This window comes from Saprospiraceae bacterium, from assembly GCA_016712145.1.
Taxonomy (GTDB): Bacteria; Bacteroidota; Bacteroidia; order Chitinophagales; family Saprospiraceae; genus Vicinibacter.
Window position 1 is genome coordinate 640,339 of record JADJRO010000001.1, and the last position, 21,875, is coordinate 662,213.

Here is a 21,875-nt window from a genome sequence, read left to right on the forward strand (position 1 = left end):
ATATCATGAATAAAATCTATTCCTGGCTTGCAAGCCAAATGCTTTCTAAAGTCTTGGGTGACAAAAAAACGCTTATCCTTGGTTGGACTAGTTCGATCCTTGGAGCATTTAATATCCTTTTCTCTAGCGATAATGTTCAGGCGCTTTGTCAAAACATTGGCTGGTGTCTAGATGGAAATGCCTGGTGGGGAACACTGCTTACCATCATTGGCCAGCTTACCATAGCAGCCCGTTATGCAACCGGTCAAAAATATGGGGATCCCAATTACAAGTAAATTAATTATTCATAATCTAAAAGCGGGATTGGTTTAACGCTTCCCGGCACCTGGACTTTCGGGGCCTCGTGTCGGGTTTTTCAAATCGGCTTCATCCGTGTTTTTAGTAAATATTTTCGTCTTTTTATCCTAAAAGCCAATTGTCTCCTAGGATGATTGGCTTTTTTAAAGTCAAATCATGATCACTTTAACTTATCCTTCGCTTGATTGGGAAGCTGCAGGTATCTGTATTAGAATACAAGCTTTATTAGCTTCACATAATCACAAAATTTTTGTTGTTCCTAGACATTTAGGCCATGACAAAAAAATAGTTTGCCAAAGGCTTAGTAAAACCAAAACGCTCTTCATCATTGCAACTAAGAAGAAGTTTGATAAAGCATTGTTGAAGGAAATTGAATTTTACTATAAAAACAGAAAGAAAGCAAATATTGTACAGTTTTCTCCTGTCGTTCCATTTTGGAATCGACCAACTGGTTTAAATACAAGAATTTATAAAGTCGGTAAGAAATCTTATACCTATTTAACTACATTGTTGAAGGAGCGTCATTCTTTAATGTACTGTGATGATGAAGAATCAAGACTTGTTGAAACGCTGATTATTACAATGTTGATGATTAAAAGATTCAATAAGTCACCAGAAAATCAATAGATTTATTCTTACATAAATTTTTCAATCTGCAAGAATTTATACCTAATTTCTGTGCACAATACTTTAACTTTGTCATTGTCAATTTGTGCAATTTCATCTATTGTTGCTTTCGTATCCGATATTTCTTTTCGGTCAAAATCATTTCCTTTATAATTTTTATTTTGATTAATTATTAAATCTATGTAGTTATTTGCATTAGCTAAATTGTTTGTAGTAAGTTCTGCAAAATTATTGTCGTTGTTCAATTGAAAAGCTCTCTTAAAATGCAAAGCGGCTCCAATTGAAAAATTATAGGATTTATACAAATCATGCTGAGCGTTGTAATCACTAATTATACTGCAGACATTTCCCATGCCTACAAAGGCTAGTTTTTGTAACTCATTCATTTTTTTAATATGGAAATTATATTTTGTATCTTGATCAATGTTGCTTTTGGTTATTGTATCGCTAACAGCAGAAAGTTCATATTTGAAGATAGAAAACCCAACGACACCAAACAATCCGAAAAGGATAGTGACAAAGTAGATTAATCTATCACTTTCTCTGTTTATCATTTCTGAATAACGAATTTGCTCTGCCTTCATGTTAATGATTTGGCTTGTGAGGCTGTCTAATTTCATTAAATTTAAACTGTCTTTTTTAGGAATGCTAGAAAACTGCTGGACGGTATTAACAATTAAGTCTAGTCTTGTATTGATGCATTTAGCCTCCCCATAAAAATATACAAATAAGGCCCCAACCAATAAAGCAACTGATAACATTACTAGATAACCAAATCTCATAACAAGCTAATTTGCTTTCTACCAGCAAATTGTGTTCCAATTGTTGTTTACATTTTTGCCTTCAAGTAATTAATAAATGCTGAGCATGCAACTAACATAAATTTGGCGTCTTCAAATTTAATATCAATATCATTTTTCATTAATGAATGCCTAATGCCCGCAGCATCACTTGCAAAGCCATATATTTTTTCTAAGGCTTCTTTAAATGCAACGTGCATTGGGTGTTTAGCTTGAATTCTCTTCAATGCTTTTCCAAGAGTTAATTTCTCGTTTCCAGCTATTTTGCAACAAATGGCCTCAACTGCTGAAATGGATTCTTTAACAGAATTTCTATAGTCTGGATTTTTTCTATCTGCTAAGTAGCCAAGTGCAGCTTTAAGGTGTATAACTTCTGGATTTATTTTCTTGGAATTAATGGCCTCTTCAATAGATTCTATTTCAATTTCTGAAATAATAGGCGTAACTATTCCATCAATGATTCTGAAACCAGATAGTTCTGCTTCAAGATATTGGTTGCAATTGCTTATAAAATTTGTTTTTACTCTAGGGTTTATATTTTCAAGATTTGCGACAAACTCAACGAAATCATATATTTCAAACCACTTAGCGCTGTTAAACCAATCCTTGATTTTCTGTAACACTTCTTTGGTTGAAACATATCCGTAAGCATCAGTAGGCACTTCATCAATTTTATTTAAAAAAAAATTTACCCAAAAAATTCTACAAAAAATTGGTCTATTGCCTTCTTTATATTGATCATTTAATTCCCTCTCTGCAAGAATTCTGAAATAATTCGATATAAAACAATTCCAAATTCTGTTTTTTAAAATGTCATCAATATCATTAATTTGAATTACATCTCTGACGGGAGTCAGGCCAATTCGCTGTGAAAACTTCATCATTGGTTGGTTTTTCTAATTTGCTTCAAAAATAATAAAAAAAGGTCTCGCACATTTTAACTTTTCCTTTTCCAAACCTTGTCGTACATTTGCCCTCGGACGTTACTTTCTAATCTATAATGGGCATTTACAAGAAATAATTTTAAGAATCACCGGAAGGCTGGGTACCGTAAGGCCCGGCGGTTTCTTGCTCATGCAGGAAGTGACGTCCACTTCCGGTATTGATCATTTTATAAATCTTACTGACATGGACGTCACTAAAGAAATTTATGCTTCCCGGCTTGCAGCCGAACCTGTTCAGATCATGAGCCTCGTTGAGGATCTGATCAATTTTTCAAGCCCTCAGTTGTTAGCTGAGGACTTGGAAGAAATTTTCTTTATAGCAATGGCTTGCGCGGATATCGAAAACATGACAACCGATAGCCGTGGAATCCTGATCCAGAGCTACCGCAAAGTCTTTGACTTTTTGCGAGAATTACAAAAATTGTGTGTCGTTATGGATGGTAAAACGCCTCCACCGGGTTTGTTTCCGGAAGGGCAGGGCTGTTAAAACCAATCCGCATAAATCCTGGGATTCTTTAATAAGGGTCTCAGGATTTTTTAAAATGGTTTTTCCTGTTCGAAATACTGCACGTATTCGTGTGTGTTCCAGGTCTTTATGCGTTTGTAGTTCACTTGAAAGTAATATTTGTTCCCTTTTAGTTCATATTCTATAACTTGTCTGAGATAATAATTGACCCAGAACCGATCAGGATAAAACAATTTTGGTACGTTGTGCATCCAGGGGTTTGCATCCTTTTTCTTGAACCATTCAAGCCAGAAATACATCGTAATAGCTTGTTTGATGTTGTAGGCCGGAATTTTCACATCATCGAGTATCCAGCTGCCTTTAATCGAGCCCGGTTTGCCGGTTCGAAATGAAAAAAATCTTCTTTTTGGATCCATAACGTCTTTTAAAAAGGTTATAGTCCATACTATAATTGGTTGGTTGTCAGTGTTTTCTAAAAACCATCTATTCCCATAATTTATATTATGTTAAGTTGTTATTTGATAACTACTCAACTAGGATATTTAAGCGCTCTTCTGAAGCTTTCTTGCTAAACTCCCCGATACATTCTGCATACCAGTTTCCCTTTTGTAAAATGGTTTCAAAGTCCTTTTTAAAGGATGGATCAATAGCAATTAATAACCCACCACTCGTTTGAGGATCCCCAAGTAATTTATACCATTCAGGATTATCTAACTGAACTTGCGCCCCGTAGCTTTTCCAATTTCTTTTGGTTCCTCCGGGAATGGCCCCTTTCTCTATGTAATCATATACTACTGGGTCAAGAACTGGCAACTTAACATAATTAATTTTGGCTAGTAAACTCGATGCTTTGCACATTTCATTTAAATGGCCACAGAATCCAAAGCCTGTTATATCCGTCAATGCATGAACTTCCGGATATTTAGATATTTCCTCACCCAATCTGTTAAGTCTGAGCATCGAATCACTGGCTATTTTCTTATGATTTTCCTCCAGAATCGATTGCTTTTCTGCTGTGGTTAAAATACCTACACCCAGTCCTTTCGATAAATAAATAAGATCACCGGCTTTGGCGCCGTCATTCTTTTTTAAATGCTGAATCATTACCCGTCCATTCACAGCGAGGCCAAATACAGGCTCAGGACAATCGATTGAATGTCCACCAGCCAATGGAATACCCGCTTCCTTACAAATCGCTCTGGCGCCTTCTAAAACTTGTCCTGCCCAATACGGATCAATTTTATCTATTGGCCAACCCAATATTCCAATTGCCAATAAAGGCTTTCCACCCATTGCATACACATCGCTAATCGCATTTACAGATGCAATTCTTCCAAAATCGTACGGATCATCGACAATGGGCATAAAAAAATCAGTGGTACTGATTAATGCAGTCTCATCTCCCAAATCAAAAACTGCTGCATCATCTCGTCCTTCGTAACCAACCAATAATCCGGGAAAATGATTGTTGCCAGATGATTTTAATATTTGATCTAATATCGCAGGCGATATTTTGCAACCACAACCAGCTCCATGACTAAATTGAGTAAGACGGATTGGCTCTAATTTATATTCCAAAGTATTTCCTTTTATAGTTTAACAATGCATCAATCACAGCTTCATTGGCTTGATCTGCAAATTGCATTTTAATAATTTTTGGCGAACCATTTGTCTCTAAATTGTAATCATAACATTTATCATAATAATTCAAAGCGATCTGGGCTGCAGCTTCATAATTATGGTCTGTGATAAAATCAATTGCATTTTGCGCCGCTTCATGCCCTAAGCGCTTTCTTATTTTTTCAAATGAACTAATCAAGGCCCTATCATCTTCTTTTTGATATAAGGACATCAAATGATTGATTCTAAACAATAGATCACGCTCCACATTAATTAAACTAGCTGCTTTAATATGCTTCCAAAATAATTCAGGAATGTAATTTCGTCCAATGGTTCGACTTTCATTTTCAATCCAAATCCATCGTTCATAATCTAATCTTGCAATTGTTGAAAAGAGATTATTTTCAAATTGCTCATTGGTTTCTTGTTCAGGCTCCCCGATCCCTCCAAATGCTGAACCTTTGTGGTGTGCCAAGGCTTCCATATCAATGATTTGTTCGCCTTGTTTTTCCAATGCATGTAAGAGCTGCGTTTTAGCGGTGCCGGTTCTACCTCCTAATATAATAATTTTAAACGTGTTCTCCATGTAAAAATCCATTTGCATCTGACGATAGGCCTTATATCCACCAAGGAGCAGATTGATTTCAAAACCAGCATTCGCCAATAACCAAGCCATGCTTTTGCTTCTTTTTCCACCTCTCCAGCAGTGCACTAAAAAACTTTTATCTTTTTTTAATTGGCCTACTTCTTCCACAAAATATCGCAACTTAGGTCCTACATATTGCAGTCCCAGTAGCATGGCTTCCTTGGGTCCGTTCTTCTTATACGCCAGGCCAATGTCATGACGTTCCTGATCACTAAATAAAGGCAGATTATAAGCACCCGGAATATGTCCTTGCTTAAATTCAATTGGAGATCGTACATCTATTATTTGCCAAGATTTCTCTAAAAGCCACAGCCCTGCTTCTTTTTCAATGACGACCATTTTTATTTATCCCAATGTTCAAACAGTTTAATAAAAAGTTTTGCAAGATTCGAGGCATCCGGTAAGGCACGATGACGCCCGCCTTCAAATTCTATGTTTTCAATTTTTAAAGCTTTATCCAATCCCACTGGTTTTGGTAAATTTTTTATTTTAGCATATTGAGGTTTCAAATCAACAAGCCCGTTTATCCAATCACAATCCATGCGATGATTCCTGCAATCATCTTTTATTAATTTCAAATCCTTTGAGCCCCAGGTATAGAAAACACCGTTATTTTCCTGATGGGAACTCCAATCTAAAAATGCCTCAATAACAAACTTAAAATCTTTTGCTTTATCAAGATCGATTTGTTGCAATCCTGTAAGCTGTTTGCAATATAGAGATATTTGAGGATTTTTAACAGGCCTCACCAATTTTGAAAACTGCTTGACAGGAGTAAGAAATGAATCTAAATAAACGGCCCCAATTTCTATTATTTCTTGTTCATATTGCACGCTGTTGGGATTCCAACACGTAGCTTCAAGATCAATAATAATATAAGCCATAGTCTAAAATAAAAAATAGTATAACGAACTGATTAAAATCGATCCACATTCCATTGAATAGACGACCAATCAATCAGTTCATCTAATTCCAGCACAGACATCTTATTAGAATAAAACAGCAATCCAATAAAATCTTGACTTAACAACCGACCAAATTCATCTACAAACAAAATTCGATTGATATGAAAGATACCCAATGCAGCGATTCCTTTAGTAATAACTTCTTCAATAGGCCCTTCCAGTTCCATTGGGTCAATCAGTTTTTTGTTTTTTACCAATTCCATCAGGATGGTTCGCAATTGCAAGCAAAGTGTTTCAAATGCTTTACGGGGAAAAACAAAATCTTCTTCTGGTATTTGAACCAAGCCATAAATATCCGCCTGCGGGTTCATTTTACTTAACAATTTAAATGCAGCAAAAGCTACTAAATGACATGGCAGAATATAATTATACTTCTTATAAACCTGACAGATCTTCTCCCCTAGCTCACGGGTATAAATCCCTTCACGTTGAGCATCTACAACAATTTTACCATCCAATTGAAAATAATCTTCTTGATGGATTTGAACTCCCTTATGATCGAGACTTAATCCAAGTTCATTCACGCGATTTCCAAAAACGTCAATCGGCATACCAAATGTTAAAACAATATGAGTCGGTTTGGATAGCAAGCGTTTTATGAATTTCAAATAAGAAGCAAGTCCTTCTTTTTTTACCCTTGCTGAATATTTTTCCTGTCCCGTAATTTGCAAATGTTGAATCATAAGGGACCTAGCTTCCAAAACGCTTTCGTATCCTAATACTACAGGAACTACCACAATTTTCTTTTGACTTTTATCTTCAATAAGAATGCGTTGAGCCTGCACTAAGGATCCCAATAATCCCAGTTTAACTTTAGACTCCAATTCTCCGGAGCGGCTTCTGGTTCCCCCTGGAAAAAATATGGTATTTACTCCATCATGTACAGAAAGCTTGGAATAACTGTTTAAAGATTGTAAATAAACGCTGTTTTTCTTCCTGCGATCTACTTTGTAAGCTCCCAAACGATTCATAAAAAAAGCAAAAAATTCAGAATCAAATAGATTGAGCCCGGCACCGTAACTAAAAGCGGGTAAGCCAAGCAAATTGTCTACCGCATACCCAATCAACACGCTGTCCAGATTACTGGAATGTGTTGGTACTAAGATTACTAAATGATCCTTAAACAATGCTCTAACCTCTTCACAATGCCCATTAATATGGATTGCCTCCATATTCTTTTTGTTCATTCGTTTCAAATTGAACACGGATTGCCAACCAAAAGGATATAGAATTAAATGAAAAAAGAAATCACATATTTTACGAGCCGTTAAAAATGTTTTAGGATTAAAATGGCCAATTATTTCCAGGGAATATCGTTTAATTAGACGAAGCAGCGTTTCTTTATTTGCTTCATGTTTATCAGCTTGCAGTTGATTATCGTTGTATTCCTTTTGAATTTTACGGTAATACTGCATTTCATTTGGAGGATCCGCCTTCCATGGGTTTGATTTTACCCGTTGCTTTTCTAAATAGATCGCACGGGCAATCGCTTGGTCAAGATCTTCTTTAGGTAAACTTGAAAAGTAATTATATACATCTTTATGAAGTTTTATCAAAAATGATTTACGAGTATTGGCAAAAAGACTGATAGGCCATTTGTTTAAGTCTTTTTCGATATGCTCAAATTTTCTATATTTGGCTAGATTAAACTCCTCCATTTTTTGTATCTTTTTGAACTTGAATTAGAATATTCTCCATAACTAAAAACAAATCATCTGAACCAAATCGTTTCTCGGCACTTGTAATAAATATTGGAGGACATTCATTCCAATCTTTCAATAATTCTTCTTTTAGTTTTCTAGTAAAATCAGTAACCAGTCTATCTTTTGTTTTATCAGCTTTCGTTAGAATGATATGAAAAGGAATTCCCAGCTGTCCCAAATAATTAATTGTATCCAGATCTATTTTTTGGATATCAATTGACGCATCTACTAATAAAAACACCAGACATAAATTCGATCTTTTCCTTAAGTAACTGCCAATCTCTTTAGCCCATTTTTCTTTTAATTTCTTTGAAACATTAGCAAATCCATAACCTGGAACATCCATGATAAGCCAAGAATTATCCATCTTGTATAAATTGAATGTCTGTGTTTTACCCGGAGTCCGGGAAACCCTGGCCATCTGTTTTCGATTGCATAGGTAGTTTATTAAACTGCTTTTGCCTACATTCGAACGACCCCAAAAACAGAATTCGGGCAATTGACTTTCCGGTAATTCATTAAAGGTTCCAAATGAACCTAAAAATAAAGCTTCCTGTGCTTTTATATGCATATTGGGATCAAAGTTCGTTAAGTTTATCCTAAATTAAAAATCCACATACTACATCTTATGATTTTTTCGTATATTTGATATAAATTATTACCGTGCGTAGAATAATTGTACTTATTGTTTTTAGTTTGAATGCATATTATTGTCATTCTAAACTTGACTTTACTGTGACAGGTGGAATGCATAGCATTGATGTAGGACCTAAGGATTTTGTTGTTACTAATAAAAGCGAATTGGATTCCTTTAAATTTTCATTTAAAAATGCTTCATACGGATATCACTTTGGCATAGGACTGCGGATTAATTTAAATAATTTTTACTTGCATCCTGAGTTTATTTTTAATTCAAATAATGCACATTTCAAAGTCAATAATTACAATGTACCTCAATTGGTAGATTCAGCTCGTGATGAAAAATATCAGTATTTAGACATTCCTTTAATGCTCGGAGTTAAATTTAATATCATACGTCTGTATGCCGGTCCGGTAGCACATATTTTTATCAACAACAATTCAGAATTGACGGATATAGATGGATATAAAGATAAATTTAAAACTGCTAGTTTTGGCTATCAAGCTGGTATAGGCTTTGAGTTATTTAATTTAATTGGAATTGATATACGTCATGAAGGAAATTTTAGCCAATATGGTGACCATATTAATTTCTTTGGAAGCCAATTAAATTTTGATAAAAAAGCTTCTCGGCTCATAGGCAGTATCAGCCTTATATTTTAACCCTCGGATCTAACCAGGCATAAATTATATCAGCAAGAATATTTATTGTTACAAAAATGCAAACGGTAACGATGCAGCACGCCAATACTACCGGAATGTCAAATTGACTTAAAGCTTGAATTGTTAAATCACCCAAGCCTCTGAAATTAAAAACAAATTCAACAAAAAAGGCACCCGATAACAAGGAAGCAAACCATCCGCTAAGTGTTGTAATTATTGGATTCATGGCATTTGGATAAATATGCTTAACAAGTACCCTAAATGTATTTGCTCCAAGCGAAATGGCCGTTCTCACGTATTCCTTTGACCGCACTTCTAATAAAGATGCCCGCGTCATTTGTGCGATCATTGCAACCGGTCGCAAGCCCAATGCCATACTGGGCAAGACCAACCGATCCCAGTTAAATACTTCATTTCCGAAATCGTCTAACGAATACAAAGATCCTTGCAAGGGCAAATGAGTATATTCTACCAGGTAATATCCCAGTAACATGGCTATAATTACTGCAGAAATATAACTTGGAATTGCATAAAAAAAGGTCGTTGTCATTGTAATTACCGAATCAATCCAAGTTCCAAAATAAACAGCCGCAAAGGTTCCTGAAATCAATCCAATAACCAGCGCAAAAAGCATTGCAAACAATCCAAGGAGTCCTGTTGATATCATTGCCGTTTTAAGCAGATCCGATACTAATTCTCCATTTACATAGGACCTTCTAAAAAATGGCCATTTGACAATTAATTTGCTATCACTTACTTGAAAGATCGTTTGAAAACAATATTCTTCTAAACGAGGATCTGAATTATGTAAATATTGGATACAACTCAGGTCTTCCAAATACCGATAGACTTGAATAGAATAGGGTTGATCCAAATAAAATTTCTTTTTTAATTGAATAATGGTTTCTGGGTCTGCACGTTGGCCAAACTGGATTCTTGCTGGATCTACTGGAGCCATATATATTATGAGACTAATTGATAAAATAACAGCTATCAATGAGATGAAACCAATTAGTATTTTTTTAAGTAAAAACAAGCTCACAGGGAAATCAGATTATAAGCAAAAGTAAATACCTTTACCTTAAGTATGCCAGAGAAATCAAATAGTTTTACAAGCATTGCCATTTTTCCTGAATTAAAACATGGATTCAATCCATTTGATTTAGCTTATTGGCAAAATTCTCATAAATTTAGTTCCTTAATCAGTAAGCCAGCTGAACTAAACAATTTCTCAGAGCAAATTAGCAAGAAAAGAGACTTTCCATATAGAACAGAGATTAGCACGATCCTACTCGAACAATATTGCCGCATTCAACTAGCTGATCGCGTTAAAACAAATATTGAACGACTTAAATCGAGCGATACGTTTACAGTTATTTGTGCACACCAGCCCTGTTTAATGGGTGGACCCCTTTATTGGATCTATAAAATAGCCACCACGATAAAATTATGTCAGAATTTGGAAATTCAATTTCCCAATAAGCATTTTGTCCCTGTATATTATTGTGGTTCTGAAGATCATGACTTTGAAGAAATTAACCATTTCCAGATTTTTAATCAAAAAATTGAGTGGAAAACAAATCCCGGACATGCAGTTGGCCAATTAGATGCAAATGAACTATCTCATGTTATAGAAACCTTGCTAAAAATGTTTTCGAATTCAGAACAGGCAAACGTGTTTTTGAATAAAAACATAGAATGGATTAATCAAACAGCTACCTATGTAGATTATTACCGCCATTTTGTTAACGAACTTTTTGGCTCTTATGGATTGTTGTTTTTTAACCCGGACAACAAATCAGCCAAGAATTTATTTTCACCAATTATTAAAAAGGAATTACTTGAACAATTTATATTCAAAAATGCTAATAAGAGCATTCCAGTTATAGAAAAACTCGGACATCATCCACAAGTAAATCCCAGAGAACTAAATCTTTTCTATCATCATGCGGAGGGTCGAAAACGAATGGTATTGGAATCAGGAATTTACAAATTAATTGATGCAGCTAATCAATGGACCCAAGAAGAAATTTTATCCGAACTTGAATCAAATCCAGAACGATTTAGCCCCAATGTATTATTACGTCCATTATTTCAAGAGTACTTATTTCCAAATCTTGCCTTTGTAGGTGGAGGAGGAGAAATCGCATATTGGCTAGAATTAAAAGCTTGTTTCGATGATGTAAATATCTCCTACCCTCTTCTATTCAGGCGGTTTTCAGCTATTTATTATGAATCCAGTATCCTTCAAAAAATTTCAAAAACTTCCTTTACTGAACTTGATTTTTTGGATTCAATTACTCAATTAGAATCTAAATTTGTAAAGAATCAAAACAATTCATACATCTTGCAACCGGATGATTTTATAGCCATTACCAATCTATTAGAAAAAATTAAAGCGGATTCAAATCAATTGGATCAATCAACCAAAACGAGTATTGAGGCTGAAATTCATAAAATATTAAAGTCATTAGAACATATAGAGAACAAACACTTGAAGGCAATAAAAAATAAATTGGAACAAGAAATACTTCAACTACATAAAATTAAAGATAATTTGTTTCCAAATCAATCCCTTCAAGAACGAATCCAAAACTTTTTACCTTATTACTTTAAACATGGACCGGCTTATATAAATTACCTAATTCAAATGTATGAACCTGGCTTGAACAAACTATACTTAGTTAAGGAAACTACGGTTTAATTTTCAGAGACATTAAATAAATCCAACAGATCACTGACTGAAGTTTTAAGATCTTTCCGGTCTACTATAAAATCAAGAAAGCCATTTTCCAACAAAAATTCTGATCTTTGAAATCCTTCAGGCAAATCTCTTTTAATGGTTTCTTTAACAACTCTTGGCCCGGCAAACCCAATTAATGCATTTGGTTCCGAAAAGTTAATATCTCCAAGCATTGCAAAAGATGCTGTGACGCCCCCGGTGGTAGGATCTGTCAAAAAGGAAAAATAGGGAATTTGATTTTTAGCTAACAATGTTAGTTTTGCCGATGTTTTGGCCATTTGCATTAAGGAAAATGCAGATTCCATCATACGCGCACCTCCAGATTTAGAAATTATCATTAAGGGGGCCTTATGTTCTATACAAAAATCAATCGCACGGCTGATTTTTTCACCCATTACACTGCCCATTGAACCACCAATAAAAGTAAAGTCCATCGCAGCGATGACTAATTTCCGACCATTGATTACTCCTGCAGCCACAGTAATAGAATCCTTGTGATCTGCTGTTTTTCTTGCATCATCCAGTCGTTTGGAATAAGATTGCAAATCTGTAAAATTCAAGAAATCATAAGAAATCAGGTTATCAAACAAGATCTCATAATGACCATCAAACAGGATTTCAAAATATTGGTCAGAACTAATTCTTTGATGGTAATTGCATTTAGGACATTTGTGAAAATTTTCCTTTAATTGTTTGGTTGTCAACATTTCAGAACATTCTGGACATTTATACCAAATTCCATCCGGGGTTTCCTTTTTAACTTTCGTCGCTGTCGATATCCCTTCTTTGAGCCGTTTAAACCAACCCATATTTTAAGCCTTTTCTTTAGATAATTATTTCCTAGTAACAAACAAATTTATACTTAATTGCCAACTTAGACTTTTAATTTTGATATTCTTAAGTCTAAACGGAATAATTTGCGTGGCAAAATTATAATTAATTGATTTATAGCAATATATGAAGGTATGTTTAATCGGATTTGGCAAGATGGGTCGTGCTATTGAGCAGCAACTTTTGCTTAGAGGCCATCAGGTGGCTTATAAATTGGGTAGAAATGATGAGCCGCTTCTAGAAAAAGCACTTTCAGACTCAGACATTGCGATTGAATTTTCGTCTCCGGAAGCAGCTGTAAATCATTTAAAAACCTGTTTTAAAATGCAGTGTCCTGTAATTTGTGGTACTACTGGATGGACGGATGCCTGGGATGAAATCCAAAATGCTTTAGTGCAATCAAACAGCGCATTCATTTTTGCTTCAAATTTTTCAATTGGCGTTCAACTGTTTTTTGAACTTAATCGAAAGTTGGCTCAATTAATGACATCCAGACCTGAATATGCTTGTTCAATTCATGAAGTGCACCATACGCATAAAAAAGATGCACCAAGTGGCACAGCAATCAGCCTGGCCCAAGATATTATTGGAAACCATCCAAATTATAGTTCATGGAGCTTAGACAAACCAATTTCTCCTGAAACACTTCCAATATTTTCTGAGAGAAAAGATCCTGTTGTGGGAATTCACGAAATCAACTATACTTCAAGTATTGATACCATTGAAATTAAACATACCGCTCACAATCGGGATGGATTTGCCCTGGGTGCCGTTTTAGCAGCTGAATTTTTAATTGGAAAAAAAGGAAATTTTACGATGCGGGATGTTTTAGGATTAAATTCTATTTGATTTAATTGTCAACCCTTTAGCTTATTATGAGTTTCTTATTAGGAATATGATTAGTTCAAAATCAATTGAAGAAGTCTTTGAAATAGCACGGATTGAAGACGTTGTGCGGGATTATGTAGATTTAAAAAATCGCGGATCCAATTTAATTGGCCTATGTCCTTTCCATAAGGAGAAAACACCCTCGTTTTCAGTGTCTCCCTCAAAGAATATTTTTAAATGCTTTGGTTGTGGCAAAGGAGGCAATACAGTTCAATTTGTAATGGAAGTTGAGCAACTCAGCTTTCCTGAAGCAGTACGCACACTTGCTAAAAAATATCAGATAACACTTGAAGAGACTTTTAAACAAGATGTAAGTCCAGAAACACAACAGGAGCTAGAGAGTCTCTACATTATAAACCAATTTGCTCTAAATTATTATAAAAACAATTTAACAAATGACCCAATTGGTCAATCCGTAGCATTATCTTATTTTAAACAACGCGGGTTTCTTGAACAAACCATTGAAACATTTGAATTAGGTTTTGCTTTTGATGAAACGGATGCTCTTTTAAAAAAAGCATTGCAAGAAGGTTACAAATTAGAATTCCTTCAAAAGCTTGGGTTGGTAAGCGGACAACAGAAAGATTTTTTTAGGAACCGCGTAATTTTTCCAATACATAATTTAACAGGAAAACCAATCGCATTTGCAGGAAGGCATTTGGTTACGGATTCAAAATCCCCAAAATATATTAATTCACCAGAGACCGAACTCTACCACAAAAGCAAAACACTCTACGGTTTACATTTGGCTAAGAAAAGCATTCGGGATAAAAACAATTGTTTCTTAGTTGAAGGATATACTGATGTTATGGCTTTACACCAAGCCGGCATTGAAAACGTGGTTGCTTCATCAGGAACCTCGTTGACAGAAGAGCAAGTCCATTTATTAAAACGATTCACACAACAAGTGAGTCTTTTGTATGATGGCGATCCTGCAGGAATTAAAGCGGCCATGAGGGGTATTGATTTGCTTATTCAAGGAGGATTGGATGTTAAAATAATATTGATCCCTGGAAATGAGGATCCAGATGAGTTTATTCGCAAAATTGGATCTGAAGCATTTGAAAAATTTGTTGCAGCAGAGGCGAAAGATTTTATTATTTATAAACTAAACTTACACTCTACTGAAATAAAGAATGATCCAATAAAAAAGTCGATTGCTGCTAAAGACATCATTCAAACCATAGCCAAAGTCGATGATCCAATTAAAAGAAGCATCTATCTTCAACAGGCTGCCGGAATTCTTGCAATCGATGAAGTCAGTTTAATATCTGCATGCAATAAGATAATCAGCGACGAATTTAAAAACAAAGCATTCAGACAAAAAAGAGAAGCATTAGAAAATGATCAAAAAATATTGAATGAAATTTCATCTGATGAAACAATAAAATCACATTCAGGTCAAATTTCAATTTCAAATGATGAATTTCAGGAAATTGACATTTGCAGAATTCTTATATTATACGGTCATCATAAAGTAAATTCTCAAGATGATATCCATTACGCAGAATTTATAATTGAAAACATAGCAGATACCCTTGCTTTTTTTGAAAACGAATTGCTAAAACAATTTATTCTTGATGTTTCGCATCAACTCAGTGAAGGCAAGACGCCTGAATTAAATTATTACTTGAATCATCAAGATCCGAATATTTCAAAATTGGCCTTAAATTTTAGTATAAATAAATACGAATACAGCAGCAATTGGGAAGAAAAACATGGGATCTTTCTAAGCACACAACAAGCCCCAGAATTTAATTATAAGTCAGACATTGAGAATTCCATCCTGCGGTTTAAATTAAAAAAATTCAATAAGGCCATATCAGAATTCGAACGTAGAATCCGCCTTGATGAAATTCCTGAAGAAGAATTGCAAATCGAATTAAAATCCCATCAGCATATAGTAAACCAGCGCAATTACATTGCCAGCTTATTAAATACAGTAGTTATTAATTAAATTATATGGTTCTCTACTAGATAACGCTCGGCATCAAGGGCTGCCATGCAACCAGTGCCCGCAGCAGTTACTGCTTGTCTATAGATTCTATCCTGAACGTCTCCACACGCAAAAATCCCTGGTCGGTTGGTACGACTTGAACCTGGAATTGTTTTGATGTATTGTTGTTCATCCATGTCTATCCAGTTTACAAAAGGTGCAGAATTTGGTTGGTGGCCAATTGCAACAAAAAAAGCTTTAACGGGAATCTCAGAAATAACTTGTGTTTTATTATTGATAACGCGGACAGCCTCTACTTCTTCTTTACCAAGAATTTCCTGCGTTTCAGTATCCCAGTGAACAATTATTTTTGGATTATTTAATACGCGTTCCTGCATAATTTTAGATGCCCGCATCGTATCACGTCTTACCAACAAGTGTACTTTTGGACACAGTTTAGCCAGGTAACTCGCTTCTTCTGCTGCTGTGTCACCGGCACCCACCACAGCGACATCCATTCCTCTGAAGAAAAATCCATCACATACCGCACATGCAGAAACACCCTTATTCATTAATCTTTTTTCAGAATCAATCCCTAGCCATTTAGCACTTGCGCCAGTGGATATGATTACGGTATGTGCTAAAAACGCTTCTCCTGATTCTGTCCAGATTTTATGCACTGGACCAGAAAAGTCAACTTTAGAGATAACTTCATATCGTATATCTGTATGAAATCGCTGTGCTTGTTTTTGAAAATCTTCCATCATTTTAGGTCCGTGAACTCCATCAAAATATCCAGGATAATTTTCCACCTCCGTTGTAATCATTAATTGGCCTCCTGGTTCCACCCCAGTAAATAATAGTGGATGCATATTGGCACGTGCAGCATAGATAGCTGCTGTGTATCCGGCTGGGCCTGAACCAATGATTATTGTATGATGAATTTTGTTTTCCATATTAAAGGATCTTGCTCTTAAAGTAATTTATACAAATATTTTTAACATTATCAAGTACATTTAGTTCATTGAAATCATTCTCAATAATCAAATCTGCACGTTCATACCACTTCTTTCTTTGTTGATAAAGTTTATTCAAAAAGTCTGATTTGCTTGAATTGCCTGCAAAATGTGGTCTGTTAATAAAATCATTTTTAGCTTCCAATTGAACTAAATCCGCTTTTATATAAATACACAAACTTTGTTTTTTAATACAATCCAGATTATTAAAAAACAGGGTGTTCCTCCACCCATTGCAATTATTGAAACCTGAGAATCAAGCAATTCAAACATATAATATCGTTCCAGGACTCTAAATTCTGATTCTCCATATTGATTCCAAAATTGAGAAATTGCCATTCCTGATTGCGTTTCAAAATAGTGATCCAAATCCTGTGCTTCCAAGCCTAATTCCTTTTCCAGTGCGTTCGCAAGCCATGTTTTACCAGATCCAGGCATACCAATCAGGCTAAGCTTAGGTTTAAAAGGTGGACATTTCAATTAGATTGCTTTTAATACTTTTGTAGCGTGAAAACTACTTACTGCAAATATCTTATATTTTTTACAGTTTGGGGAGCATGTCAAAACAAAACAGAACTCCCTGTAAATGAATACAATAACTTGATTTACAACCCTACTACTGCATCAGGAATTCTTGATTCGGTCAGAATACCCATCCTGGAGGTTAAAGAACGTGTACTCGATTTTGGAATGGCACATCAGGGAGATACGATTCGTCAAGAGTTTGTTTTATATAATCGCGGTAAAGCAAGCTTGCTTATCAGCAATGTAAGCAGTTCTTGTGGCTGCGCCAAACCAGAAATTTCAAAAAACCAAGTAGAATCAGGTGATTCTACTTCATTAAACATTATTTTTACAACGCAGGACCAAATTGGAACTCAAGAGAAAACATTTACTATCTATTCCAATACAAATCCTGCAATAACAAAAGTTCAATTAATAGGCAACGTACTAAAATAAAAACTATTTATGAGTATTATTATTCTTTATGTAATTCTTTTTGGAATCATGTATGTATTTTTTATACTTCCAAAAACCAAACAACAAAAAGCTCAAAATCTTTTCATTACAGAAATCAAAAAAGGCGATCAGGTTGTAACACAATCAGGAATTATTGGTCGGATAACTAAAATTGATGATCTTGTCATTGAGCTCCAATTAGATTCAAAAAGCTTTATAAAAGTTTTGAAATCGAGTATTTCTAAAGAAGCAAGTGATGCTATAAGAGACAAATATTTCCTCGAAATTTAACGGCCCATTTTCGAAACTTCTTTTTGAAATTCCTCCATAGTATATCTTTTAAAATTTCCTGATGGAGGCAATAAATCGTCCGGATTAATTTCGGCTTTTAATTCTTTTGCTACCATTTGTAATTCCAATTGGAAACTACCAGTACCCATCAGCATGGAGAATTCAAGTGGAGTCCCGTCCAATTTTATGGTACGATTATTTTGACTGATAAAGGATGGATCAAAATTCAAATCCTTTGTCACGTATGTTTTTATGGTTATTTCATTTGCAGTATTGCTACCCCCTTCTGCACCCATTGAAGGCACCATCATTTTTAAATCGACCCGTTTACAAACATGTCCTAAAATCTCCTTCGTGTCTTCAGGAAATTCTTTCACAGAAATGGCTTGCTCTGGACTGTCTTTTATAGTATCCTTGTTAGCTTTATTCATTCGATCCGCGATTAAATATTTTTTACCCATCATATCCATATAAAGAAACACAGAATCTTTTTTAGAGTCCAGGATCGTACTATTTTTCATCATCATCATGGACATGACATTCTTTTGAATTATGCCATTGGAATAAACGATTACCTGCATATTGCCCAACATGGAAGCCATTTCAGGGGGCGCATCTTCTCCATTCATTTTCATGGCTGCTACTTCCATTCGAATCATGCCTCTAGAAAATTGTCCAAATGAATTAAACGCGCAGAGCCAAAACAAGAAAGAAATGGCAACTAAATTTCTGATCATAAATTATTGAATTTTAAAAAAAGTGATCCCGACACGGTTCGAACGTGTAACCTACTGCTTAGAAGGCAGTTGCTCTATCCAATTGAGCTACGGGACCAAAATTCTACTAACAGATTACTTGGAATCCTGTTATTTCTGGTTTGTGCTTCTACAAGTAATTAAGAATTCTTGCCTAAAAAGCGCACAAAATTAAACAAAACCAAGAAATGCAGCTTAGTTCATAAAACTAAATTGTCGGATTTGGCCATTTTTAAGTTTAAAGTTCAGATTTAGCCAGCCTCGTGGGATTTCACTTCTTTTTATTTCAAATTGAACATTCCTGACCGGTCTAGACTGAATGATTCGTCCATCTGAGCTAATTAGCTCATAGGATACAATGGATTCTGAATTGGATTGAACCATTATTTTTTCAATTGTTACAAAATAGTTGAATGGCTCTGGAATGTCATTGTTATTGCCGACAGTGGTTCCAACTTTAAAAGTGTATATTTTCGTACAACCTAAACAATCTTTTACTTCAACAGTGTAAACTCCGGTTACTAAATTGCAATTTAAAGGTCCAGAAACACCATTGTTCCAATGATACGAATACGGTTGACAACCTCCTTCCATCTCAATGGTAATGCAGCCTGTACCATTTCCATCATCTTTTGTAATGATGCTATCTTTTAGTAAAAGTTCTGTATTAAATAATAGATCTACTAATAGAAAACTATCGCAACCATATTGATTTGATAATTTAAATGTCTGAATTGGATTTTGTCTTGTAAACACAACATTGTTGATACGAACAGAATCATTATAACACAATGTATCCACAATTTGGCTGATAGATGATGGATTTATAATAACTGTAACATGAACGATGCTATCGCAACCATTTGCCGTGGACCTCTTTAAAGTATCTACACCACTTTCAAATCCAGAATAATACTACCTTCCATTTATTTGAATGGTATCCCCTATGCAAACTGAGCTTGTATGATTTGATTCAACAGTTGTGCACTCAAACAATTTAAGCGTCCAAAAATCTGGAGCAGCTGTATTGGTTGGAGGAAGATCATTGTTGATACTAAAACTTTGAGAAACGACATAAACTGAACCATCTGTTCCATAACAAAATGCTCCTGCATTATCTCCAGCGGTTCCACCATAGTTTTTTTGCCAAAGTATATTTCCAGAAGTATCCAGCTTCATTAATAAAACATCACTTCCTCCATAATTTGATTTAATGTCCTGATCTTTTGAATTTGAATTTCCTAAAAACAAAATAGTTCCATCCTTGTCCAATTGCGCTTTAACCGAAGTTTCGTCATTTTTACCGCCAATATTTTTAGTCCACTGCAGTACACCGTTTTTATCCAATCTTGCCATCCATATATCTTTAGCACCTTTTAAACTATCTACTTGACCACCGGGAGTAGCAACGGTTCCAAAGATTATCATTCCATTATCTCCTAAATTAATTGCATCCCCAAACAGATCGTCCCCAGGTCCACCAATGGTGGTGAGGAAGACTTTATTAATATTTCTATTGATTTTCAAAATGAAAATATCTTTCTTTCCTTTACTTAAACCAGCAAAATCCATGTCATTGGATTCTGAATCCCCAAAGACTAGCATTTGTCCACCAAACGCATCTGAACGAAGAATTTTCTTTGCAGTTTCATCTTTTGTTCCTCCAAACGTAAATGCTTTGATAATCGCACCATTCTCATCTATTGAAGTAATTAATACGTCATTGCCCCCTTTTGTCGGACTCCCAACGACATCTTTATCCAAGGATTTAGTGTGACCTGCAATAAAAACCCTACCAGGTTCCAGATAAAACAAATCGTTGCACTGATCATTATTTGTGCCGCCGATACTTTTTTCCCAAAGCTTAGTTCCGGTATTTGGATTATAACCAACAACCCATATATCAGTTAAACCATACAAGTTTGATACATCCGAACCTTTCCCATTGGTAAATCCACCTAAAATTAAGTTCCCATTTGCAAGCGTTACGTAGCTGCTGATCTGTTCAATTTGTGGCCCCCCAAATGTTTTAATTCGAATTTGGTCCCCATTCGGTCTAAACTGACATACCATGAAATCATCGGCCCCTTTATTCCCACCTACATTTGTTGAAGCACTTTTGCCTGCTGCGATCAGCATGGTGTCATTATATTGCGAAATTGTCGTGCAAACGTCTGAATTATTTCCTCCAAATATTTTACTCCAAACTTTATTTGGCTGCGCAGATAACACTATATTAATCCCGAACAAACAGAACCCTATGAGATACTTTTTCATTTTAAAATTTTGAACATTTAATTAAATACCTTTATCTATTAAAAGACTATGCCAAGTTAATATGAAAGACTTGAAAATGGAAGCCGGATGGAAAGATTTTTTAAAAGACGAATTTGAAAAGGCTTATTTCCAAAACTTAATTAAGATCTTAAAATCTGAAATTTCAGCTGGAAAAACAATTTATCCGCCCGGTCCACTCATATTTAATGCATTTGATTCAACCCCACTGAATAAGTTAAAAGTCGTCATTCTAGGGCAAGATCCTTACCATGGACCTGGAGAAGCAATGGGACTTTGTTTTTCCGTTCCAAAAAGAATTCCAATTCCGCCCTCTCTTCAAAACATATATAAAGAATTAAACAGTGAATTTGGATATAAAATTCCCAAACACGGGGATTTAAGTCCATGGGCATTTCAAGGGGTCTTGCTTTTAAATGCTTCATTAACCGTGGAGCACAGAATTCCGAATTCCCATAAAAACTTGGGTTGGCATCAATTCACAGACCAGATTATCAATTTACTCAGTAAACATACAGAGAACCTGGTATTTATGCTTTGGGGAAATTTTGCGAAATCTAAGAAAACACTTATAAACTCCAACCGCCATTTGGTCCTTGAAAGTGTTCATCCATCACCCTTAGCTGGTGGGAAATTTCACGGAAATAATCATTTCAAACTGACCAATGAATATTTACAAAAACATGGAAAAGAAGCCATTAATTGGGAAATCTTAGATTAATAATTAGTTAATGTAAACAGGAATGAATGATCTAAAAAATTCTTATATAGCTCATAATCAATATATTGT

The 21,875-nt window shown here is 35.1% G+C and carries 26 protein-coding genes and 1 tRNA gene; 10 read left to right on the forward strand and 17 right to left on the reverse strand.

Translation table 11 applies throughout. The features are described from left to right. The first annotated feature begins 5 nt into the window (after window positions 1-5). A complete protein-coding gene (locus IPK91_02745) occupies window positions 6-275 on the forward strand; it encodes a hypothetical protein (GenBank protein MBK8296208.1) in 270 nt (89 codons plus the stop codon). Window positions 276-453: 178 nt separating this feature from the next. Then, window positions 454-924 carry a hypothetical protein gene (locus IPK91_02750; protein ID MBK8296209.1) on the forward strand — a complete coding sequence of 157 codons (471 nt, stop codon included), beginning with the start codon at window positions 454-456 and terminating at the stop codon, window positions 922-924. 8 nt (window positions 925-932) lie between these two features. Here IPK91_02750 and IPK91_02755 read toward each other — a convergent pair whose 3' ends face one another. Together IPK91_02755 and IPK91_02760 are read right to left on the reverse strand one after the other, a co-directional pair. Next, window positions 933-1,706 (reverse strand): hypothetical protein, encoded by a 774-nt coding sequence (locus IPK91_02755; GenBank protein MBK8296210.1) that lies wholly within the window; start codon window positions 1,704-1,706, stop codon window positions 933-935. 47 nt (window positions 1,707-1,753) lie between these two features. Beyond that, window positions 1,754-2,608 carry a hypothetical protein gene (locus IPK91_02760; protein MBK8296211.1) on the reverse strand — a complete coding sequence of 285 codons (855 nt, stop codon included), beginning with the start codon at window positions 2,606-2,608 and terminating at the stop codon, window positions 1,754-1,756. 190 nt (window positions 2,609-2,798) lie between these two features. Here IPK91_02760 and IPK91_02765 point away from each other — a divergent pair, with 190 nt between their 5' ends. Beyond that, window positions 2,799-3,155 carry a hypothetical protein gene (locus tag IPK91_02765; GenBank protein MBK8296212.1) on the forward strand — a complete coding sequence of 119 codons (357 nt, stop codon included), beginning with the start codon at window positions 2,799-2,801 and terminating at the stop codon, window positions 3,153-3,155. A 50-nt stretch (window positions 3,156-3,205) separates the two neighbouring features. On the opposite strand, the gene IPK91_02770 is transcribed toward IPK91_02765, so the two are convergent. The 6 genes from IPK91_02770 to IPK91_02795 form a co-directional block, all read right to left on the reverse strand. Next, window positions 3,206-3,550 carry a hypothetical protein gene (locus IPK91_02770; protein MBK8296213.1) on the reverse strand — a complete coding sequence of 115 codons (345 nt, stop codon included), beginning with the start codon at window positions 3,548-3,550 and terminating at the stop codon, window positions 3,206-3,208. Window positions 3,551-3,659: 109 nt separating this feature from the next. Beyond that, window positions 3,660-4,712 (reverse strand): selenide, water dikinase SelD, encoded by a 1,053-nt coding sequence (gene selD / locus IPK91_02775; GenBank protein MBK8296214.1) that lies wholly within the window; start codon window positions 4,710-4,712, stop codon window positions 3,660-3,662. Then, the gene (gene mnmH, locus IPK91_02780; GenBank protein MBK8296215.1) at window positions 4,702-5,739 is read right to left on the reverse strand and encodes a tRNA 2-selenouridine(34) synthase MnmH; all 1,038 of its coding nucleotides are present in this window, start codon (window positions 5,737-5,739) and stop codon (window positions 4,702-4,704) included. The genes selD and mnmH overlap by 11 nt, the downstream gene beginning before the upstream one ends. A 2-nt stretch (window positions 5,740-5,741) precedes the next feature. After that, entirely contained in the window at window positions 5,742-6,284 is a 543-nt protein-coding gene (locus IPK91_02785; GenBank protein ID MBK8296216.1) for an exonuclease domain-containing protein, read from the reverse strand. A 32-nt stretch (window positions 6,285-6,316) separates the two neighbouring features. Beyond that, window positions 6,317-8,023 (reverse strand): 1-acyl-sn-glycerol-3-phosphate acyltransferase, encoded by a 1,707-nt coding sequence (locus tag IPK91_02790; GenBank protein ID MBK8296217.1) that lies wholly within the window; start codon window positions 8,021-8,023, stop codon window positions 6,317-6,319. Then, a complete protein-coding gene (locus tag IPK91_02795; protein MBK8296218.1) occupies window positions 8,010-8,639 on the reverse strand; it encodes a YihA family ribosome biogenesis GTP-binding protein in 630 nt (209 codons plus the stop codon). The genes IPK91_02790 and IPK91_02795 overlap by 14 nt, the downstream gene beginning before the upstream one ends. Window positions 8,640-8,731: 92 nt before the next feature. Here IPK91_02795 and IPK91_02800 point away from each other — a divergent pair, with 92 nt between their 5' ends. Then, the gene (locus tag IPK91_02800; GenBank protein ID MBK8296219.1) at window positions 8,732-9,370 is read left to right on the forward strand and encodes a PorT family protein; all 639 of its coding nucleotides are present in this window, start codon (window positions 8,732-8,734) and stop codon (window positions 9,368-9,370) included. Here IPK91_02800 and IPK91_02805 read toward each other — a convergent pair. Then, window positions 9,360-10,328 carry an ABC transporter permease gene (locus tag IPK91_02805; GenBank protein MBK8296220.1) on the reverse strand — a complete coding sequence of 323 codons (969 nt, stop codon included), beginning with the start codon at window positions 10,326-10,328 and terminating at the stop codon, window positions 9,360-9,362. The two genes, IPK91_02800 and IPK91_02805, sit on opposite strands and share 11 nt — an antisense overlap. Window positions 10,329-10,457: 129 nt before the next feature. Here IPK91_02805 and bshC point away from each other — a divergent pair, with 129 nt between their 5' ends. Continuing rightward, window positions 10,458-12,074, forward strand: a complete 1,617-nt coding sequence (bshC, locus tag IPK91_02810; GenBank protein MBK8296221.1) for a bacillithiol biosynthesis cysteine-adding enzyme BshC — start codon at window positions 10,458-10,460, stop codon at window positions 12,072-12,074. Here bshC and IPK91_02815 read toward each other — a convergent pair. Continuing rightward, entirely contained in the window at window positions 12,071-12,922 is an 852-nt protein-coding gene (locus IPK91_02815; protein MBK8296222.1) for an acetyl-CoA carboxylase carboxyltransferase subunit beta, read from the reverse strand. The genes bshC and IPK91_02815 overlap by 4 nt on opposite strands. A 148-nt stretch (window positions 12,923-13,070) precedes the next feature. On the opposite strand from IPK91_02815, the gene dapB reads away from it, so the two are divergent. Together dapB and IPK91_02825 are read left to right on the forward strand one after the other, a co-directional pair. Further along, on the forward strand, window positions 13,071-13,793 hold the full coding sequence (gene dapB / locus IPK91_02820) for a 4-hydroxy-tetrahydrodipicolinate reductase (GenBank protein MBK8296223.1): 723 nt from the start codon (window positions 13,071-13,073) through the stop codon (window positions 13,791-13,793). 46 nt (window positions 13,794-13,839) lie between these two features. Continuing rightward, entirely contained in the window at window positions 13,840-15,789 is a 1,950-nt protein-coding gene (locus tag IPK91_02825) for a DNA primase (protein MBK8296224.1), read from the forward strand. Here the strand turns inward: IPK91_02825 and trxB are convergent. From trxB to IPK91_02840, 3 genes are read right to left on the reverse strand one after another with little or no spacing between them, the layout of a single operon-like run. Continuing rightward, window positions 15,786-16,724, reverse strand: a complete 939-nt coding sequence (trxB, locus tag IPK91_02830; GenBank protein MBK8296225.1) for a thioredoxin-disulfide reductase — start codon at window positions 16,722-16,724, stop codon at window positions 15,786-15,788. The two genes, IPK91_02825 and trxB, sit on opposite strands and share 4 nt — an antisense overlap. A gap of 1 nt (window position 16,725) precedes the next feature. Then, entirely contained in the window at window positions 16,726-16,962 is a 237-nt protein-coding gene (locus tag IPK91_02835; protein ID MBK8296226.1) for a hypothetical protein, read from the reverse strand. Continuing rightward, on the reverse strand, window positions 16,947-17,264 hold the full coding sequence (locus IPK91_02840) for a hypothetical protein (GenBank protein MBK8296227.1): 318 nt from the start codon (window positions 17,262-17,264) through the stop codon (window positions 16,947-16,949). Before IPK91_02840 ends, IPK91_02835 begins: the two co-directional genes overlap by 16 nt. Before the next feature lie 27 nt (window positions 17,265-17,291). Between IPK91_02840 and IPK91_02845 the strand changes: the two genes are divergently transcribed. Next, window positions 17,292-17,744 carry a DUF1573 domain-containing protein gene (locus tag IPK91_02845; protein ID MBK8296228.1) on the forward strand — a complete coding sequence of 151 codons (453 nt, stop codon included), beginning with the start codon at window positions 17,292-17,294 and terminating at the stop codon, window positions 17,742-17,744. A 9-nt stretch (window positions 17,745-17,753) separates the two neighbouring features. Then, complete coding sequence (gene yajC / locus IPK91_02850; protein MBK8296229.1) at window positions 17,754-18,035, forward strand: preprotein translocase subunit YajC; 282 nt, start codon at window positions 17,754-17,756, stop codon at window positions 18,033-18,035. On the opposite strand, the gene IPK91_02855 is transcribed toward yajC, so the two are convergent. The 4 genes from IPK91_02855 to IPK91_02870 all read right to left on the reverse strand — a co-directional run bounded on the left by IPK91_02855 (window position 18,032) and on the right by IPK91_02870 (window position 21,067). Further along, window positions 18,032-18,772, reverse strand: a complete 741-nt coding sequence (locus tag IPK91_02855; GenBank protein ID MBK8296230.1) for a hypothetical protein — start codon at window positions 18,770-18,772, stop codon at window positions 18,032-18,034. The genes yajC and IPK91_02855 overlap by 4 nt on opposite strands. A 23-nt stretch (window positions 18,773-18,795) precedes the next feature. Next, window positions 18,796-18,869: transfer RNA gene (locus IPK91_02860), tRNA-Arg, on the reverse strand. Window positions 18,870-18,985: 116 nt separating this feature from the next. Continuing rightward, a complete protein-coding gene (locus IPK91_02865; protein MBK8296231.1) occupies window positions 18,986-19,591 on the reverse strand; it encodes a hypothetical protein in 606 nt (201 codons plus the stop codon). A gap of 114 nt (window positions 19,592-19,705) precedes the next feature. After that, complete coding sequence (locus IPK91_02870) at window positions 19,706-21,067, reverse strand: hypothetical protein (protein MBK8296232.1); 1,362 nt, start codon at window positions 21,065-21,067, stop codon at window positions 19,706-19,708. A gap of 61 nt (window positions 21,068-21,128) precedes the next feature. On the opposite strand from IPK91_02870, the gene ung reads away from it, so the two are divergent. After that, the gene (ung, locus tag IPK91_02875; protein MBK8296233.1) at window positions 21,129-21,806 is read left to right on the forward strand and encodes a uracil-DNA glycosylase; all 678 of its coding nucleotides are present in this window, start codon (window positions 21,129-21,131) and stop codon (window positions 21,804-21,806) included. Window positions 21,807-21,875: the final 69 nt, after the last annotated feature.

What these genes read in the sequence shown, in the direction of transcription:
- IPK91_02745 (MBK8296208.1), top strand. Translation starts at nt 6, where the DNA reads ATGAATAAAATCTATTCCTGGCTTGCAAGCCAAATGCTTTCTAAAGTC.
- IPK91_02750 (MBK8296209.1), top strand. Translation starts at nt 454, where the DNA reads ATGATCACTTTAACTTATCCTTCGCTTGATTGGGAAGCTGCAGGTATC.
- IPK91_02755 (MBK8296210.1), bottom strand. Translation starts at nt 1,706, where the DNA reads ATGAGATTTGGTTATCTAGTAATGTTATCAGTTGCTTTATTGGTTGGG.
- IPK91_02760 (MBK8296211.1), bottom strand. Translation starts at nt 2,608, where the DNA reads ATGATGAAGTTTTCACAGCGAATTGGCCTGACTCCCGTCAGAGATGTA.
- IPK91_02765 (MBK8296212.1), top strand. Translation starts at nt 2,799, where the DNA reads ATGCAGGAAGTGACGTCCACTTCCGGTATTGATCATTTTATAAATCTT.
- IPK91_02770 (MBK8296213.1), bottom strand. Translation starts at nt 3,550, where the DNA reads ATGGATCCAAAAAGAAGATTTTTTTCATTTCGAACCGGCAAACCGGGC.
- mnmH (MBK8296215.1), bottom strand. Translation starts at nt 5,739, where the DNA reads ATGGTCGTCATTGAAAAAGAAGCAGGGCTGTGGCTTTTAGAGAAATCT.
- IPK91_02785 (MBK8296216.1), bottom strand. Translation starts at nt 6,284, where the DNA reads ATGGCTTATATTATTATTGATCTTGAAGCTACGTGTTGGAATCCCAAC.
- IPK91_02790 (MBK8296217.1), bottom strand. Translation starts at nt 8,023, where the DNA reads ATGGAGGAGTTTAATCTAGCCAAATATAGAAAATTTGAGCATATCGAA.
- IPK91_02795 (MBK8296218.1), bottom strand. Translation starts at nt 8,639, where the DNA reads ATGCATATAAAAGCACAGGAAGCTTTATTTTTAGGTTCATTTGGAACC.
- IPK91_02805 (MBK8296220.1), bottom strand. Translation starts at nt 10,328, where the DNA reads ATGGCTCCAGTAGATCCAGCAAGAATCCAGTTTGGCCAACGTGCAGAC.
- bshC (MBK8296221.1), top strand. Translation starts at nt 10,458, where the DNA reads ATGCCAGAGAAATCAAATAGTTTTACAAGCATTGCCATTTTTCCTGAA.
- IPK91_02815 (MBK8296222.1), bottom strand. Translation starts at nt 12,922, where the DNA reads ATGGGTTGGTTTAAACGGCTCAAAGAAGGGATATCGACAGCGACGAAA.
- dapB (MBK8296223.1), top strand. Translation starts at nt 13,071, where the DNA reads ATGAAGGTATGTTTAATCGGATTTGGCAAGATGGGTCGTGCTATTGAG.
- IPK91_02825 (MBK8296224.1), top strand. Translation starts at nt 13,840, where the DNA reads ATGATTAGTTCAAAATCAATTGAAGAAGTCTTTGAAATAGCACGGATT.
- trxB (MBK8296225.1), bottom strand. Translation starts at nt 16,724, where the DNA reads ATGGAAAACAAAATTCATCATACAATAATCATTGGTTCAGGCCCAGCC.
- yajC (MBK8296229.1), top strand. Translation starts at nt 17,754, where the DNA reads ATGAGTATTATTATTCTTTATGTAATTCTTTTTGGAATCATGTATGTA.
- IPK91_02855 (MBK8296230.1), bottom strand. Translation starts at nt 18,772, where the DNA reads ATGATCAGAAATTTAGTTGCCATTTCTTTCTTGTTTTGGCTCTGCGCG.
- IPK91_02870 (MBK8296232.1), bottom strand. Translation starts at nt 21,067, where the DNA reads ATGAAAAAGTATCTCATAGGGTTCTGTTTGTTCGGGATTAATATAGTG.
- ung (MBK8296233.1), top strand. Translation starts at nt 21,129, where the DNA reads ATGAAAGACTTGAAAATGGAAGCCGGATGGAAAGATTTTTTAAAAGAC.